Here is an 18,032-nt window from a genome sequence, read left to right on the forward strand (position 1 = left end):
ATAACTTCCTTTTTCGTTTAAATGAAGCTTCGTCGATCAAGTACACTTAGAAGCTTTAGAATTGATTCATCTGAAGAAAGGTATGATTTGGTTCAAACAAGGAGGGTTTTATCGTTAAGATAAATACACTCAACTAAATGAGCATATAAAGTGTGCGAAACACTAAACCACCCGCTATTTGATTTGACGGGTGGTTTAGTGGTAGTTTAGTGTTTCGCTCCAGAATCACTGCATCTCGTGGTCTAAGTGCCTTATTTGTCCTTAGGACCACAATACGTCATCAGAATTATACTCTCCACGTGTGTTTTGGCATTAAAGAGATACTAATACGCGGAATTACTGCTTTTGAAAAGGGGGCCGCTTTAGGGGGGGAGTGCGAAACTCGTAAATCTTTTCTCAAAACAATTATAAAATACTATCTTAGATTAGGTAGGTTATTTTGCATCCAGCTGTCATAACTTTATTTAACTCATCATTTTGGCAAATTACTAATTGCTTGGTTTGAGCCGATAACGACTAAAATATCGCCTTGTTTAATAAGCGCCTCCGCGCCAGGTGCCGCGATTATTTCTTCTACACTTTTAATGGCTATCACACTTACCTGATATGTTGCCCGCAAATTCAATTTTCCTATGGTCTTATCTACAAATTCCCGGGGAGCATATACTTCTATGATGCTATAATCGGGAGATAACTCAATATATTCTAATAAATCATTGGTGGAAGTGAGATTATGTGCCACCCGTATCCCCATATCGCGTTCCGGATAGATAACCCTGTCCACTCCTATTTTTTCTAAAACCCTGCCATGAAGAGCGTCTTTCGCTTTGGCGACAACTCTCTGTACCCCAAGTTCTTTGAGCAATACAGATACTAAAATATTTGATTGAATATCATCACCAATCCCGACAATGGCGACATCAAAATTGCGAATACCTAACCTTTTTAAAGCCTCTTCGTCTCTGGCATCCAATTGAACCGCCTGGGTTACTTGATTAGCGATATCCTGTATTTCTTTTTCCGAATTATCGATGACTAATACTTCATAACCAAGCTTATACAAGGAAGTAGCCACACTTTTCCCAAAACGTCCGATCCCAATCACCACAAACTGTTTATCCTTTTTCATTTCTCTTGCTCCTATCCAATCATTATTTTTGATTCGGGATATTTTGCTTGATTACCTGGATTGTTACCTTTACCGATGGAAAAAGCGATTGTCAATAAACCAACTCTTCCAACAAACATTGTAAGAATAATTAAGATTTTCCCAAAAAGGGTAAGATCGGAAGTTATTCCCAAGGATAGACCGACCGTCCCGAAAGCAGATACAGTTTCAAACAATAAAGTTATCAAGTCCGCCTCTTCCGTAATCGACAACAACCCAGTAACTAAAATAATCCATATAATAGCCAAGGTCATAATCGCCACTGCCTTCTGGATAACTTCTTTGGGAATAGATCTTCCATGAATGGTTACTTGACTTTTATTTCTGAATATGCTGAAAATCGATAACATGATCGCTACAAAAGTTGTTGTTTTTATCCCTCCCCCGGTCGACCCAGGCGAAGCTCCTATAAACATAAATACTATCATAAGTAGTATCGTTGTATCTTGAAGCGCGGAAATATCTATAGTATTGAATCCGGCAGTACGGGGAGTAACCGATTGAAACAAAGAAGAAAGAATTTTTCCTTGGTACCCAAGATTGCCAAGCGTGTCAGGATTATTAAACTCCAGGAGGAAAAAGAGTATAGCCCCGATTGCAATCAATAACCCCGTCGTCCGGATTACAATCCAGGAATGCAGGCTCATCTTCCTTCCACGTTGGAAATAGACATCTGAAATTACCGAAAACCCAATACCACCTAAGACAATCAAGACCATTACGGTAAGATTTATAACAATATCACGTTGAAACCTCATCAAACTATTTCCAAACAGGTCAAACCCTGCGTTGTTAAAAGCTGACACAGTATGAAATAAAGCGTAATAAAAAGCTTTGCCAACGTTAAAATCGAACGACCACCTTATCGTAAGGATAATGATACCTATAGCTTCGATAAGAAACGCCGCCAGGAAAATATATTTTGCCAGCCTTACAATCCCTTCCAAAGATGACTGATTATAAGCTTCCTGCAGAATCATTCTTTCTTGAAGATTTATTTTTTTCCCCAGAAGGATGGCAAAGAAGGTGGCGAAGGTCATAAAACCAAGACCACCGATCTGAATTAATAAAAGGATGACGATTTGCCCGAAAACAGAAAACACAGATCCGGTGTCTACAACAACCAGGCCTGTAACACAGACAGCTGAGGTTGCTGTAAACAAAGCATCAATAAAAGGTAATCCTTTTCCGTTAACAGTGGCTATAGATAAGCTCAACAACAAAGTTCCGACGAGGATGACAGAAATAAATCCGATAGCCAGTATCTGTGGGGGCGAGAGTTTTTTCTTTCCTTGCGTAGTTGGCGTGTTAATATCAATTTTAAATATGTCGTTCATACTTGTCTCCATGTAATTATCATAAAGTTATAATATTCATCCACTAACCGCTAACCAACCCTACCTTGTTGTCGTAAAAATATAACTGATTGCCATCAGCACTATTATAAGTTAAATTTATGACTTAGCTATAGGCGACCTGCATAATGAGGAAGGCTCTTTTTCGACGACATAAATATTTTTGGTAAAATCCTATAGTAACTGAGCTAAAAAGGAACCCATTGTCCTAAACATACTTCCTAACCTGAAGTAACCATTATCTCCAGGTGATGACATCGATAGAAAAAATAGCTGGATAATTTTGTGTTTAAAACAAGTAAACTAAGTAGACATACACTGAGGCTATTACCACCGAGAGTAACATTAAAGGAAAACCCAGTTTAAAGAACATTTTGAACGTAATTGAAAAACCTTGCTTTTCCGCCAGCCCAGCAACGATCACATTAGCGGATGCCCCGATTAAAGTCCCATTTCCTCCCAAACAAGCCCCTAATGAAAGAGCCCACCATAGCGGTCTTAGGTTTTCTATCCCGCCCATTTCCCCTATCTTTTGAATCAAAGGAATCATAGTGGCAACAAAGGGGATGTTATCTACAAACGCTGAAGCAATCGCAGACAACCACAGAACGGACATCGTTGTTAATGGCAACGAACCACCGGTAGCATCCAGTGCCTTTTTCGCAATCCATTCAATAATCCCTACATGCCCTAAAGCCCCGACCAGTACAAACAGTCCGGCAAAGAAAAAGATAGTTGGCCATTCGACTGACAAAAGGATATCTTCCGGCTCCTCACGGGTGATTAATAACAAAAGACTGGCGCCAGCCAACGCGATCGTCGCGGATTCCAGATGTAACATACCATGCAGCATAAAACCTATTATTGTAACAGCAAGCACAATTAAGCATTTGCGCAAAAGAAAGTGATCCTTGATCGCTTGACTTTCATCCAAGGACATAATTATTACTTTTTTATCATCATCCACACGTAATGATTTCCGATAAATATATTTCAGAGCAACCATCGTCGCAACGAAAATTATAACAATAACCCCACCCAGGTTAAGGATAAAATCGACAAAGGTAAGGCCTGTGGCACTGCCGATCATGATGTTCGGCGGATCACCAATTAGCGTAGCTGTTCCTCCAATATTTGAGGCAATAACTTGCGTAAGCAAAAATGGAATAGGATTTATATCCAGTTTTTCAGTTATCGAAAATGTAACAGGGACCATAAGCATTACCGTCGTCACATTATCCAGAAACGCAGATGCGATTGCTGTCAGAATTGCCAGGAACAGCATAATTAGCCACGGGTCTCCCTTTGCTAGCTTCGCCGCTTTTAAGGCCAGGAATTCGAACACACCTGTTCGACGGGTAATGCCGACGATGATCATCATCCCAATGAGTAATCCTATGGTGTTAAAATCAATTGCTTCAATCGCTTCCTCTTGGTTTAGAATGCCTATTAAAATGACAAGGGCACTCCCGACCAAAGCGACCACCGTTCTATGTATTTTCTCGCTTATTATAAAAGCATAGGTGGTCAAAAAAATTACCGCTGCAACGATAACTTGAGTATTATGTGACATCTTGTTCCTCCACTTTTAGATTAAAGATAGACCTATTTAATATTTTAATTTACTTTCTTTCATTTTGTCCAATTGTTCGTACACCCGCAAGGTATTTTTTATAAAAACAAAAGTGAAAAGTCTCAATAAACGACTTCCCACCCCAAAAGTCAACTTCTGATTACGTACCAGCATGGTCGCTTCAACACGTTTTAATTAATATTCCATGCGATTTACCAAGAGCTTACGACAACTCTGACTAACGAAGGAATATTGCATATTGTCATTTGTGTCAAGCGCCGAAAACATGCTATATGGAATTGGAAGAATACAATTATCTGCTCTGCTCTTGCTTACAACTAAAGAAGAACCTGAAGAAGGTATTACAACAGGTACATTGTTGCCAGCAGGCCCGTAAGAGTCATAACGACAGCGTAAGGCAGAGCCAGTTTTACCATTTCTAGGTAAGACAGACGAATCAGCGGAGCTAAAGCGGAAGTCAGGATGAACAGAAACGCCGCCTGACCGTTTGGTGTGGCAACTGAAGGGATATTTGTACCCATATTAATGGCAACTGCCAGCTTGTTGTACTGCTCCAGCGCAATACCTCCGGCTTCAAATGCTTGCTGTGTTTCAGTCATATATACCGTAGCAACAAAAACGTTATCACTGATTGCTGAAAGGACACCGTTGGCCGCAAAAAAAGCGACAAGCTGATTTTGCCCTTCCATGTTCAGTACCCATTGAATAATCGGCGTAAACAAATGCTGGTCATGAATAACCGCAACGACGGCGAAAAATACGACCAGCAACGCAGTAAACGGCAGCGCTTCTTCAAACGCATGACCGATATGCTTTTCTTCCGTAACCCCATTGAAAGCGGTAAGCAGGATAATAATCATCAGACCAATAAGACCAACTTCCGCCAGGTGCAGCGCCAGGGAGAAGATCAGCAGAACGCCACACAAAGCCATAACAATCAGGCGTACACGTCCACGCATATTCCTGGCAGCATCTTTGACTTTTACATCCTCTTCCATAACCTTTCGCACAGACTCAGGAAGCTGGTAGCCGTACCCCCAGAACTTGGTAACTTCAAGGATAATGGTGGTCAGAAGACCAACGATCAATACCGGGATAGACACCGGGGCGCATTGTATAAAGAAATCTACGAAGTCCCATTCCATAATGGAGCCAATCAACAGGTTCTGCGGTTCACCAACCAGTGTTATTGCACCGCCCAGCGCAGTGCCCACAGCGCCATGCATCATAAGATTACGCAGAAAACCACGAAACTCGTCCAGATCCTCATGAAGTTTCTCATCAACACTATGATCGTGATTAATGTCATACTTTTCGTATACTTTTTCGCTGGAAGCAAACTTGTGGAAGATGTTATAGAAACCATACGCCACGGCGATAATCACCGCCGTTACGGTCAACGCATCCAGAAATGCGGAAAGAACCGCACCCAGTACAGCGAACAGGAATGAAATCGCGACTTTAGAGTGTACTTTCGTAAGGAGCTTGGAAAACAGGTACACAAGACCTTCTTTCATAAAATAGATACCGGCGACCATGAACATCAGAAGAAGAATAACCGGCAGGTTCGTTTCAACTTCGGCATAGACTGTTTGCGTGTTCGTAAGTCCGAGCACAACGGCTTCGATCGCCAGAAGTCCACCGGCAGGAAGCGGATAACATTTCAGCGCCATCGCCAGGGTAAAAATGAATTCGACAATCAACACCCAACCTGTAACATACATACCGGCGGTATACATTAAAATAGGGTTCAACACCAAAAAAGCAAGAATCGTTCTTTTGTACCAGTCCGGAGCGTGACCCAGAAAATTTGCTCTGAATGCTTGTCCGATGCCTATTTGTTTCATATGTATCATCCTCCCAAGTGAAAATAAAAGACATAAAAAAGAGAGTAATCCAAAATGGAACTACTCCCCCCCAAGAAGTTCAATTACTTGCAGCCTGGCAATCATAGCCACTTACAAGCAGCCTTAGACCCATAGCTTTAGCGTCCTTCACTTTCACGAAGTTTACACCAACTCGTACAACTTTATATTGTCATTTTTGCTTAAGCTTTTATATTATAACAAATAATTCTTCTTTTGAATACCCTGAATATATCCATTTTATGCTGAAGTGTCCAGGTATTTATCTTAAGTATTTTGCTTTTTAATATGATCCTTTAGCAAATCAGGCTAGCTCTCATCCTTTGGAACATGGAAAAGAAAAGCGACATGGTTAGCTCCACCATTACGTAATTGAACAAAATCTTCTTCCCCTTGACAATCCACACTCGTCAACGTCTTTATCCCAATCTCATCGTCTGAAAGCGTAAATATTCCTACTATATACAAATCGCCATATTTAACTGCGATTACATCACCAGTATCAAGTTCGAGCCGGTTCTTCGGGTCGGGATATAATAAATGAGCCTCAACATTGTTTTTAGCGATAACTCCCATATAGTATTTTTTACCACACCTAAATTCCCCAAAAGAAATCTTATTCTCTGGATTTTGTATTGCTGCCCGGGCATATTCATTTGCTAAACTTGCACGTCCGAATTTAACCGCGTCAAGTATCTGTCTTTTCCATTCTTCCATTAGAAAACCTCCTACTTACTTTTAATACCGAAATATCTCATTAGTAATTATACCAAAAATAAAGTAATGCTCAAACCTTCGTGGTCAAGCTAATTCCTCATTATAGATCATAAAACTTATGAATAAAGGACATTTGCCAGTTATTGATGGTTTCAATGACAGGTTAATGTCCAATAATTTACTTAATTTAATGATTTTATCCAAATATTCATATCTTCAAAACCACCGCAAATATTGCAGTTGTTGATAAGCCTTCCTCTATACATATACCCCAGCTTGCTTAAAGACCGATTGATTCCAAGATTGTTCGCTCTTGAAAGGCTATATACTGTAGCAAAGCCATTATGTTTCAAGTGCGTTTCCAGTTGGAATATCAGTTCACTTACTATGTTTCTGCCTTGATATTTCGGATAAGTGGCACAATCCGTTATTTCAGCGTTCATGTGCTGTTTGTCCAGATCTGCCGAAGCAATACTGATAATCTTCCTTTCTTCTTCCGCCACCATAAACAAAACATGATCCCGCATGACTTTTTGAAGATACTCTCTGCTAAAAATTGGTGTTGGATAGGTTTCAAATACCGCTTGAAAAAGCTGAATCATCTGGGGAATATCGTCCGGCACGGCCTGCCTCATTGTATAGTTTTTATTCTTAGTCAGCTCGAATCTATTGGTATTCTTAACGCAATAGTCAATAATTCTGTTTTCTTTCTCCTCATAGAGTGAATTTTCGCGTCTTTTGTCAAGAAAAAGCGACATACAAGTTGCATCCTCTCCCTGAAAAAAACCGTCGATAACCCCCTCTGCTACAAACCCGCATTCCTCAAAGATATTTATCTGATGTTTATGACAATTCACGATAATTTTACCCAGGTTTTCTTTTTTGGCATAATCAACAATCTCTTTGATTATCAACTCAGACAGAAGAGAATGACTCAATATTTTAAGCCTTTTATTGTGATAATCTACGTATATGTCTATATCTGAAATATTAATATATTGATTCTTGAAGTTATCTTGATCTGTATTCATGAAACCCCTCCCTCTTGTTGAGTCTTACGTTTGTGCTTGGGATCAAACATACTTGTTCACCTCTGTATAACTTTTCTAATCCACGGTATTCTTTATTCTTGAATTTACCGCACGTGCCGCATTTTTGGCACTGGTGCGTTTTATCCTCAGGCTCGGTATACGTACAAATTACACCTTCAAAATTTCTAAGAATGACCTTTTCCGGAGAATATGAAATCAAATATTGCGGATTAACCGGGATCTTACCACCGCCCCCCGGCGCATCCACAACAAACTGTGGAATAGCTAGACCCGAGGTATGTCCCCGCAGCATTTCTATGATTTCTATCCCCACGGAAACCGAAGTTCTGAAATGCTCTATTCCTTCTGAAAGGTCACACTGATAAAGGTAATATGGTCTGATTCTGGATCTAACAAGGTTTTGCACCAAATCGCGCATAATATAGGGGCAATCATTAATACCTTTTAAAAGCACTGACTGGTTGCCAAGAGGTATTCCGGCATCAGCCAATTTTCCGCATGCTTCCCTGGCCTCAGCTGTCAGTTCTTTGGGGTGGTTAAAGTGCGTATTCAGCCAAATAGGATGGTATTTTTTCAGCATTGTGCAGAGCTTATCAGTGATTCTCTGAGGCATGACAACCGGTGTTCTAGTGCCTATGCGAATTATTTCCACGTGTTTAATTTCCCGAATTAATTTTATAATTGCTTCCAGCTTGTCATCAGAGAGACACAATGGATCCCCGCCCGACAAAAGCACATCCCTGACTTCTTTATGCGCTTTAATATAGTTGATTGCCCGTTTGATATTATCCAGGGAAAGCGCCTTATCCTCCTGACCGGCAAATCGTCTTCTGGTACAGTGACGACAATACATTGAACACTGATCAGTAATAAGCAACAGTACGCGATCGGGATATCTGTGAGTAAGGCCGGGAACCGGCGCGTCGGCTGTTTCATGCAGCGGATCACTACTGTCAAATTTGGAGATTTTGGTTTCATGAGTCGTTGGAATAGCTTGCCGCCTTGCCGGGCAATGTTCGTCATTTGGATCCATAAGTGTAGCATAGTAGGGCGTTATTGCCATACGTAATTTTTTAAGACTTACCGCCACTCCCTGACGCTCATCCTGGGTAAGGTTGACCACTTGTTCCAATTGATCAATCCTTGTTATTCTGTTGGAAATCTGCCACTGCCAATCCCGCCATTGTTCTTCCGTTACATTTTTATACAAGGTTATATCCCTAAAATTTCTTTGCATATTATTTAATTCCTCCTTCAGATTCTCATTGAAGATTGTCATCCTCAACATTTGTGGTATATAAAACAAAAAGCTGCAGAGAAGTATCTGCAGCGTATGCTAAAATATATACCTTAACTAAAGGTGTAATTAAGCATATCAATCACCTTCTCTTCCACCGCTTACGAGATTAGCTGACGGATTCGGGTCGAAAGAGCTTAACCCTACCAAAGCAACCGCTTTGGATTCACCCCTATTATTTGGGTCTCCCGTTCCTAACGGATTCAGCGTATAAATATATTCAGTTGTTGTCTTAAAAAAAATAAATAAAGGTGGATAGCTATACCAATATTTGGTAGCCTCCCACCCCAGAGCCCGCTTCTCTTGAAAATGGTAATAACCATTCCAACCGAAACTAACCTTATAAAATTCTTTAATTAAGTTAATAATTAAGTCTAGCTTTCTTTTATAAGATAACATTAAGCTACCCACATGTCAATTTAAACTGTTAATATTTGGTTGATAGAATTGTAGAACAGAAAGCTATCTGGCACAGCATGCAGATGATTTCCCCCTGACACTATACCCTAAACAACCTCCAATGCATTTCTTTTCGTCCCAGAACCTGCATCCGGGGCATTGCTTAAACGGAGGATTACTATATCTTTTACTGTCAATCTCACGCAGAAAAAAATCATTCACATCTTGAACGGTATTAAAGTCTTTGATATTCACACTCAGATAATCTTCAAAAACGAAACATCGGGCGACACTCAAATCGGGCCGTATATCCATAACCGGCGAACATATCCCCTTGTGAATCAGATCAAAACCAGAGTAAATGAAATTTACAAGCTGCTCACCGGAAAAGATACACTTGGGCGGATTATTGCAATCAACATGGGGAGAAATCGCGTTTCTATGGCAATCGTCTAAAAACTCAGCTAATCCGGGAACAAAACTTTCATAATGTTCAAGACTGCCCTTCTGGCTATTATCCGAGGGCACGGTAATGCTGTACCGGATGGTCTTTAGTTTTAGTCTCTTACTTTGCTCAATAATATAATTATATTTAAAATCCGGCTCAAAGATATTAATGCCGAGAGTAACTTGGGGTTCGATATTCTTTCTGTGATATTCGAATACCAGGTTTTCTACATTGTCTATTGTCCTATTATATAAATGCTCACCGATTACATCCGGCCCATTCAGATTAATCAAGAATGACACCTTATTATCCACAATGGATCGGCTCAAGGCATTATCCAAAGTAATAGCATTGGTGAAAATCTGAATTCTCCGGAAAAACGGATCACAGATTCCCTCATTCACCCACTTTTCGAAGTTCGGATGCAGTGTTGGCTCCCCACCGAGCAGCCTTAAATCAACATGTGCCGACTTCTTAAAGAAATCAATTATATATCCATAATTATCATCAGAAATATCGACCTTGTTCTTCCGATCACAATTTGCAAAGCAATATGAACATTTTAAGTTGCAGTAATTATTTAACATGATATTCATAGTAACCTCCATTCAGCCGCGCCGGTGGCGGCACAAATAGTAATGATGCTTCCATTTACCGGGTAATTACATTTTGGAAATGTTTTACATTTGTAATTGCAACAGCATTGCTCGATCCCGAACTATTGCTGGCAGTAACATAAAAAGATATCGGCTGAACAGTTGTCCCGGCGGGGATAGTAAAAGATCCCACCCATGTATTTCCTCCGTTATTTGTAAAGGCAATTACTGTTGTATTTAAGGAATTGGTCGCATTGACGGAAGTGGTGCTCCCGGTTGTCGTCGCTGTAATCTGAACTGTTGTGTTTGGAAAGGCGACGGCCTGTACGCTTGCCACAACCGATGGAGGCGGTGTCCAATTATTCCAATTGCTATAGTTGGAATAATTGCCATAATCACCCCAATCGCCATAATTACTATAGTTGCTGTAATTGGAATAGGCTGTCCAATTAGAATATTGGCTCCATGTTTCGGTATGGTTCTCCCATTGCGTATGGTTTTCCCAAGCACCGGCATTCGAGTAATTGGCGTTCCAATTCACGTAATTGCCGTAAGTATTGTTGTAGACATCGGTATAAGCCCCATAATTTCCATAATTGCTCCATCCTGAGTTAGGCCAGGACCATTCCACCCAAGCGAAAGCTTTTTCAGGCTGCAAGGAAAACTTAAGGCCCAAAGCCTTGGAGTATTTGCCCTCCTTGGCTTTGGGCCGGTCCGGATGATTGTTGTCAAGAACCAGGTCTTGGGTTATTGAAGCATGCAGGATGCTTAATGAAACAAAGGCAAACAGTAATTTTTTCAATCTGGAAAACGTTCTTGCCATATCATTCACCTACTGCACAGGATAATGGCTCGGCCTGTCCTTTCCCCGCAACATAATTCTCGATCTGTTCCGCTTTATTGAAACAATACTTGCATATAGCCCCGCACTGGGCGGCGCATTGCGGCTTTTTTTCCATGAAATAATCTAGCTTGGGCAAAAACTCGAATATTTCCTTCATTTTCAGCGTTCCGTACGGATGGAAAACTTTGTTCATAAAACGTGAATTGTAAGTATTATAGAATTCATTCAGCGCGTATTCCGGATCGGTAACACCAAGCATATAGGCCTTTATTTTATTGACCAATTCCGGCTTGGGATGATCCCTGCCAACCAGCTTGATGCTGTTAACCCCTATTTTCTCGTAGTAGGGGATTTCCCAAGGGTAAATAATCCTGTTCAGCACCATTTGAATTGCAGGACTTTTAAAGGTAATCTGATCGCAGATGAATTTGGGGAATTCCCGGAACAAAGGGCTGCATTTATGGATGTTTTCCTGCTTGCCGAACAAGGCATAATGAATATTCTTGGTCGGGCAACAAAAGATGCAGCCCTCATCGGCCATCAACTCCAAGCCAACATCAGGCAGCAGCTTTTTGAACGATTCGATAAAAGCAAAATTCTTGTTAAGATCGGAAGCCGGAATGATATTGGAGATCCCTAGATTTTCCCTGACATACTTCGCCTGGTTGATTGACCGGATATCCATCATCGTTGAAGCGTTTACTGCCAACCCGCTGAATTCCTCTTTCAAAAAGTCGGCAAGAAGCTGGCTTCCGACAGTAATGCTTCGCACCCCGATATCCGCCAGATGCTCGACAAACTGCTTCAGCTGGGGAATATTTGATTCAAAGTCATACAGAGAAACGGTTGAGATATTATTCATCAGGTAAATAAACGCCAGCCCGTTTTCCGAAAGCATTTTTATATAGGGCTTTAAATCTTCCAGAGTCCGAATTTTGCCGCTATCTTCCTGCAAATTAACCGACCGGCCATGTTCATGCCCTGATTTGGCATAGGAAGTAACAGGCAAACTGTTATATACAGAGCGGATTTTATACTTCGCCTTATCCTGGCTGTTAAGCCTTATTAATTCCTGAATATACCCATAATCAAACAATAAAGGAACTGAGTAGTACAGTTCCTGCGTCTGATTCTTTGGGGCAAATTTTTGTTTTTTCTTAAAGATATTAATCATGAATATCAACCTCTCTTTAAATCACGAGAAACTCCCTCAGCTTGTTTTCCGCGTTGACAGGAGTTTCGATCCGTTTAATAGATTCTTCTAAAATATTTTTCATCATCTTGGCGCTCCTGAACTGATGCCTGAATAAAAAGTTCAAGAATCTCGGGTTATATTTCGGCATATCGTCATAATCGATTTCATTAATAACGCTTATGATATGGCTAATCACGTGCTGATGGGTGTAGCAATTTTCAGGCTCCGGTTTATTCATGGTCAAATCATACTGGATGTTGTCATTGTAGCAGCCGCTATGACAGCTGTAGAAATAATCACAATCGCCGCAATGCTGCAGCATCCGCCGGGTTCCCTCGCGCAATCTTTTATGGTTGGGATGATTTAAGATATCCTGAACCGATTCCATTTCAAAAATATTCCCGAAAGACACGGCAGCGCTCTCCGGCCAGTCCCGGCCGCAATGATAAATCGTACCGTCGGGCTGGGTTGAAAACCAGTAATCCTTCCCTGCGCAATCCGTAAAAGCGCAGGAACCACCGGCATCCAATGCGGCCATGAGATATCTCTCGCACAGATCCGAATCAGCCGGTCTATAAGTGTCTAAGATCCAATAGTCAAAGAATTTGCAGATTTCCTCAGCAACCACTTTCCCGTCCAGGGTATAGGAATTCATATTTTTATGGGCCGCAAAGATGAGGTTCATCTTGCAGCCCAGGCCTAAGCGTTTAAAGTATTCGTAATCGTCAATCATGTGGTGGATATTATCTTTCGTAATGATCATGATGGCGCCGCCCAAGACCTTGTTTTTATCTGCCGTGGCAATGGACCGCATTAACCGATTAGTATTTTTCCGGGTCAAATGGTTTGTTAAGCCATCGAAACTGAACCCTGGCCGGATGTTCCACTTCCTTAACACAGCGGCGTTTTCATCGTCAATAAGCGTCAAGTTGGATTGCATACAAATATTGGCTTTCTTGAATTGCTGCTTAATCAGGGCGTTTGCTTCTTCATAAAATTCTTTTCCGATCAGCAAAGGCTCCCCGCCGTGCCATATCCAGGTGCCGACATTCACGTCTTTGAACACTTTTAAAATCTGCCTGACCACTTCCAGCGTGATTTTGTTCCCTTCCGAGTCAAGCTCCTTGCGAAACATCACATCGTAGCAATACGGGCAATGCAAGTTGCAAGCATGCGTCGTTTTGACAATCAAAGTAGTTTTATCTGGGTAAGTAATATTTTCTGCTGCAGCCATCTTTTTGAAATCGATATCGCCCTCAAAATACTCATTATGCCTTTTTATTTGCTTGAGAGACATAGAGAACATCAAGCTTTTATTGCCGGCAATAACGTCCAGAATCTCCCCGGAACTCATGCCGGGCATAATTTCCTGGTAAACTGAGCTGCGCAGCTCCCTTTCATATTTGTTGTTGAATTTACGGAACTGATATAACTCATCCTTGGCTATTAAATTCATAAGCATACCCCCTATATCTTCAGCTGGGTGTTTTCTTCAGAATCGACCTTCCAAACTCCGTTTACCTGCAGCAAAATAATTCTTTCCTCATATTTGCTTACCCAATAGTTGCCCCCATTTTGCGCAGCATTGATGACGATGGTTAACTTCAGGAAGGCCCCTTCCTGATTATTTAATTGGGGGATTTGATTAAAACTTATATCGTCAAGGCATAGAGACTTCACTTGTCTGGTATCCTTGTTTTTGATGCTTTCCGATTTGAAATTCGGAAAAAAGTTATCCAACGAATTTTGGAAATTCGCCGTCGTGTAACTGTTTCCCGGCATTTGCGACATTGCCTCAAGCTTCTTATAATCGGTAGATTTGAATTCTACCAGCCACCGGGCGGTCACTTCATAAGCGGCTTTCTCTTTGTCTGTTTTAGCAGCGTTATTCTGGACTTCAACCTGATGCCCCAAGCTATACAAAGATAACCCGGACTTGGCGGGAGGTTTCTGCTCCGGCTTGCTTGGCTGATCGGGTTCAGGCTTGGGCTGGGTTTTGGGCTCCTCACTGGACTCGGCTTTTGTTTCGATTTTGACTTCCGGCCGCGGAACTTGCTCAGGTTCAACCTCTTTAATCGGCCCAAGCTCTTTTTCCGGGCTTTGATTGTCTTTTTGAGTCTGGGTATCCTGCTGGACCGGAACATTTTGTACCGGCTCAGTCTTTTTGGAACTGCATCCAAAAAGAATCAAGGACAAAACAAGAAGCAGAATAGAAAATGTTTTAACTCTTAACTTTAACATGGTCGTATCCTCCTTTCGGGCCTACCGGAACATCCTCATCACCTATTTCGATATAGGTTTGGGAAAGTGTTTTTTTCTCCGACGGGTCAGCAATTCTGCGACGTTCGTCCATATTCATCTCCATTTCCTCCAGTTGAGACAATATGGCAAGCTTGATAAATCTTTCCTTGCTCATCCCAATCGACGCGCTGAATCCTTCCGTTCTTTGATTTAAGTTATCTGAAACCTCTAGTTCCCATTTAAACATATCCATATCTCCTCTTCAATTATAGAATTTGCTCTTAGATATTCATTATTTCATAGATTTTCATTAGTTGTTACAACTTGATCGCCTCCCCATAAGTTGAACCAAAAAAATAGTGGTTCAGATGATTGAGGGTCCCCCAAAAAAGCTGGTCCACTTTCAATGTTAGAAATCGTTCTTATTTGCCGAAGAATCGGCAACTGTAATCTTTGGCTGGTAGATCTATCTTACTTATATCATAATGACTACATCACCCCTTGATTTTTTCTAGCCTGTTTTCTATAGATGCATTTGAATAAAAATATTATCACTTGATATGTCATAATTTACGCCAACAAGCAAGGAGATAATAAAAACTGAGTAGGGATGCACTGGTATTTAAGAAGGTAGAAGCAAAATATAGTGAAACATTTGACGTATTTACTACCCATTTTCTTCATATTACAATATATACATAAGAATTTAAGGGAGGTAGGAAACGGAAATGGAAATGGAGCAATTAATTAATCAAGTTGTATTACAGTATTTTCAAAATAAGGGTGTTCAAGAAAGATTTCTGGATTATCTGAACCGGCATGATGTTGTTGGTCGAGAGATATTTTCATATCTTGGCAAGGATTACTCAAATATCGGGGACAGTCTCTTATTCCCACCTATTCCCAAAAAAGTATTCCTTCGTAGAATTCCATTCTACTTCTATAAGCCAGACATAAGCGCAAATAGAGTAGGTTGCTTGTCCCAATATATTAACAGTTTTTATATTAAAAATAGGAATGAAGAATCCTATCGCGACAAAATTGAAGTTTTTTATGAAACGCTTGAAAAGTTATTATACGATTATAAAATTCCGGTTAGTGAGATCTTTGAATACCCCATTATTCAAAGTGGGCGCATCGAACAAGCAGACCTGCTTTTACAATGGGTGCATTATCTTGAGTTAGCACAAAAATACGATATAGAGAACCTAATGCCACAACACTTTTTTATTTCCTATAATAGTCTGCTCGAAAAGGAAAAACTGCCCCCAGTCATTTTTGATTTAAAGGAAATGTACATCGGGGAATACGTGGGCAGAACGAAAAATATTTTCCGGATGGAAGGTACATTCCCTTGCGATGAAAAGGGAAGACCGATTATGCGATGGATAGGTGTTGATGTTAGAAACGCCACTCGCATATGGGCAGAGGTCAATGAAAAGCATAAGGGATATCTGTTTGTTGAAGCAAATCCTAAAACATTAATCCGAGGTCGGAATTGTTGGGGACCAAATGATGATGGTTCCGACGCTTGGTACGAGCTATATGCCGGTCCTCAACTGATGGAGTTTGATTTTGAGGCACTGAAAGACATAAGAAAGAGAGAGGGCTTAACACAGCAACAGATCGCTGATTGGATTGGTGCATCACTAAGAACATATCAAAAGTGGGAAAGCGGAGACACGAATCCAGACTGTTACTACTTACTCAGATTAATGAACGTTCTGGATATTAGGCAAGTATCGGAATTGACGAAAATAGTTGATGTTGATTGACTCATGTTGTACCATTATTTGTAAAGCTACTTGCATTAGAAAGAAAGGTCATTTTTATATGAAATCAGTTTTAATCGGCAATGGAATCAATATTCAATTTGGCGGTAAGGCCTATTACAATGACTTCATCTTAATGAGGATCATGTTCAACGCCAAAGCGAATAAATATAATCCATTGTTTGACGGCCTACTTTCAGGTGAAGGCATTGAGAGCATCTTCAGAGCTTTCGTAGATATTGCAAACAAAGCTCGAAACGGTGATTATGATAGAATCGGCAATTCTGATGACCGGAAAGCCATTGCGGATTTTAAGGACAGATATACCGTTCCTGTCACCAAATATTATGAGATTATGCTTGAGGACTGGTTTCTGCTGATCCGGTTGTTCTTTATTGCGAATGCCGACATAAAAGATCAGTGGCAGTCAGCAAAGCAAGGATTTGAGCGTATGATCCTTGATGGAATCTATAATGATGGGATGCTTACTGACGTCCATCAAAATATGAACAAAAAGGTGAAGCGTTTTTTTGCTGGATTCGATAATATTTTTTCTCTTAATTATGATTGCAACCTCGAAGCGTTAACAGGTAGGAATGTGCTTCATCTACACGGCAACTATTCTGTCCCCGCTGACAGTGAAAACCCCGACACTGTTGAAGGGTATATGCGCCAGCAGGCAGGGCAGTTGGTTGTCATTGACGAGTTCCGGCATTGCTTTTGCAATGCGCTGCTGGATTATAGCGGCGAACTCAAAATTAAACGAGCTTTAAATGTCAAGAAAGGCACCACCGAAATGAATCGCTGGCTTGAGCTATCAAGACGCGACGAAGCGGAATTTAAAAAGCAAACTGCACTTCTGAGGGCAAAGGACGAATATGCTTTCCAGTTCGTTAACACGTACGTTCAGAACCCTAATCTGAAGGTAGGCACGGATTATCATTTTGAAGCGCTCTCAAATTTAGAGGGGGAACTGCATATCATAGGGCTGTCCCCAAACAATGACAGCCATATATTTAGGTGCATAAACGAAAGCAAGTTGGACAAAGTCTGGTTTTACTATTTTTCCGAAACAAATAAAGACATCCCTGTCGCCAAACCCTATGAACCATTGTCCGTCAAGGATTTATGGAAATCGTTAGACGCTGAAAAGAAAATATATAATAACTCCTATCCCATACCGGATAACCCCGAAGTGGATAAGTTTATCGAGGTGTTCAATGCGTTGTCGTTTGACCCAATTCCCAAGAAGAAAATTATTGACGAAGTAAACTCTATCCCACAGTTTGAAGCGACCCGGCTATGTACAATGGTAAGAAAAAAGATGGAAGAGCAAAAAAGTCGTGGAAATCCCAAAAACGAAAAAGAGCTGGAACTGGACATCTTAGAGATCGGCAGTATAGGGTTGCGTGAAGGGGTTTTGCCTGCCGCCCTGTTAATGCTGTATATAATGAATTATAAGAATTAGGGTAAAAATCACCAAGCGAGC

The 18,032-nt window shown here is 40.8% G+C and carries 15 protein-coding genes, 2 riboswitches and 1 other annotated feature; of the genes, 2 read left to right on the forward strand and 13 right to left on the reverse strand.

What is annotated here, in order from left to right; genetic code table 11:
* Nucleotides 1-472: 472 nt before the first annotated feature.
* From DHBDCA_RS00085 to DHBDCA_RS00150, 13 genes are all read right to left on the reverse strand, one after another.
* Complete coding sequence (locus DHBDCA_RS00085; protein WP_015042089.1) at nucleotides 473-1,129, reverse strand: potassium channel family protein; 657 nt, start codon at nucleotides 1,127-1,129, stop codon at nucleotides 473-475.
* Nucleotides 1,130-1,140: 11 nt separating this feature from the next.
* A complete protein-coding gene (locus DHBDCA_RS00090) occupies nucleotides 1,141-2,505 on the reverse strand; it encodes a TrkH family potassium uptake protein (RefSeq protein ID WP_015042090.1) in 1,365 nt (454 codons plus the stop codon).
* A 307-nt stretch (nucleotides 2,506-2,812) separates the two neighbouring features.
* Nucleotides 2,813-4,096 (reverse strand): ArsB/NhaD family transporter, encoded by a 1,284-nt coding sequence (locus tag DHBDCA_RS00095; protein ID WP_015042091.1) that lies wholly within the window; start codon nucleotides 4,094-4,096, stop codon nucleotides 2,813-2,815.
* A 362-nt stretch (nucleotides 4,097-4,458) separates the two neighbouring features.
* The gene (gene nhaB / locus DHBDCA_RS00100) at nucleotides 4,459-5,964 is read right to left on the reverse strand and encodes a sodium/proton antiporter NhaB (RefSeq protein WP_015042092.1); all 1,506 of its coding nucleotides are present in this window, start codon (nucleotides 5,962-5,964) and stop codon (nucleotides 4,459-4,461) included.
* A gap of 85 nt (nucleotides 5,965-6,049) precedes the next feature.
* A riboswitch (cyclic di-GMP riboswitch) is annotated at nucleotides 6,050-6,141 on the reverse strand.
* A 150-nt stretch (nucleotides 6,142-6,291) separates the two neighbouring features.
* Nucleotides 6,292-6,699: a hypothetical protein gene (locus DHBDCA_RS00105; RefSeq protein ID WP_015042093.1), complete on the reverse strand. Its 408-nt coding sequence runs from the start codon at nucleotides 6,697-6,699 to the stop codon at nucleotides 6,292-6,294.
* Nucleotides 6,700-6,881: 182 nt separating this feature from the next.
* The gene (gene ablB, locus DHBDCA_RS00110; protein WP_015042094.1) at nucleotides 6,882-7,730 is read right to left on the reverse strand and encodes a putative beta-lysine N-acetyltransferase; all 849 of its coding nucleotides are present in this window, start codon (nucleotides 7,728-7,730) and stop codon (nucleotides 6,882-6,884) included.
* On the reverse strand, nucleotides 7,711-8,988 hold the full coding sequence (gene ablA, locus DHBDCA_RS00115) for a lysine 2,3-aminomutase (RefSeq protein ID WP_015042095.1): 1,278 nt from the start codon (nucleotides 8,986-8,988) through the stop codon (nucleotides 7,711-7,713). Before ablA ends, ablB begins: the two co-directional genes overlap by 20 nt.
* A gap of 142 nt (nucleotides 8,989-9,130) precedes the next feature.
* A riboswitch (cyclic di-AMP (ydaO/yuaA leader) is annotated at nucleotides 9,131-9,267 on the reverse strand.
* A gap of 57 nt (nucleotides 9,268-9,324) precedes the next feature.
* Nucleotides 9,325-9,378, reverse strand: a sequence feature (sodium ion sensor (DUF1646 type); this cis-regulatory element may regulate processes involved in with the transportation of sodium ions).
* 132 nt (nucleotides 9,379-9,510) lie between these two features.
* Nucleotides 9,511-10,491 carry a radical SAM protein gene (locus DHBDCA_RS00125; RefSeq protein WP_015042096.1) on the reverse strand — a complete coding sequence of 327 codons (981 nt, stop codon included), beginning with the start codon at nucleotides 10,489-10,491 and terminating at the stop codon, nucleotides 9,511-9,513.
* A 55-nt stretch (nucleotides 10,492-10,546) separates the two neighbouring features.
* Nucleotides 10,547-11,314 carry a hypothetical protein gene (locus DHBDCA_RS00130; protein WP_015042097.1) on the reverse strand — a complete coding sequence of 256 codons (768 nt, stop codon included), beginning with the start codon at nucleotides 11,312-11,314 and terminating at the stop codon, nucleotides 10,547-10,549.
* Between the two features lies 1 nt (nucleotide 11,315).
* A complete protein-coding gene (locus DHBDCA_RS00135; RefSeq protein ID WP_015042098.1) occupies nucleotides 11,316-12,509 on the reverse strand; it encodes a U32 family peptidase in 1,194 nt (397 codons plus the stop codon).
* A 16-nt stretch (nucleotides 12,510-12,525) separates the two neighbouring features.
* Complete coding sequence (locus tag DHBDCA_RS00140; protein WP_015042099.1) at nucleotides 12,526-13,986, reverse strand: radical SAM/SPASM domain-containing protein; 1,461 nt, start codon at nucleotides 13,984-13,986, stop codon at nucleotides 12,526-12,528.
* A gap of 11 nt (nucleotides 13,987-13,997) precedes the next feature.
* On the reverse strand, nucleotides 13,998-14,771 hold the full coding sequence (locus DHBDCA_RS00145; RefSeq protein ID WP_015042100.1) for a hypothetical protein: 774 nt from the start codon (nucleotides 14,769-14,771) through the stop codon (nucleotides 13,998-14,000).
* On the reverse strand, nucleotides 14,752-15,018 hold the full coding sequence (locus DHBDCA_RS00150; RefSeq protein ID WP_015042101.1) for a hypothetical protein: 267 nt from the start codon (nucleotides 15,016-15,018) through the stop codon (nucleotides 14,752-14,754). Before DHBDCA_RS00150 ends, DHBDCA_RS00145 begins: the two co-directional genes overlap by 20 nt.
* A gap of 481 nt (nucleotides 15,019-15,499) precedes the next feature.
* On the opposite strand from DHBDCA_RS00150, the gene DHBDCA_RS00155 reads away from it, so the two are divergent.
* Together DHBDCA_RS00155 and DHBDCA_RS00160 are read left to right on the forward strand one after the other, a co-directional pair.
* Entirely contained in the window at nucleotides 15,500-16,546 is a 1,047-nt protein-coding gene (locus DHBDCA_RS00155; protein WP_015042102.1) for a helix-turn-helix domain-containing protein, read from the forward strand.
* Between the two features lie 58 nt (nucleotides 16,547-16,604).
* Entirely contained in the window at nucleotides 16,605-18,011 is a 1,407-nt protein-coding gene (locus DHBDCA_RS00160; RefSeq protein ID WP_144020258.1) for a hypothetical protein, read from the forward strand.
* Nucleotides 18,012-18,032 lie beyond the last annotated feature (21 nt).

It is taken from the genome of Dehalobacter sp. DCA, assembly GCF_000305775.1.
Classification (GTDB): Bacteria; Bacillota; Desulfitobacteriia; order Desulfitobacteriales; family Syntrophobotulaceae; genus Dehalobacter; species Dehalobacter alkaniphilus.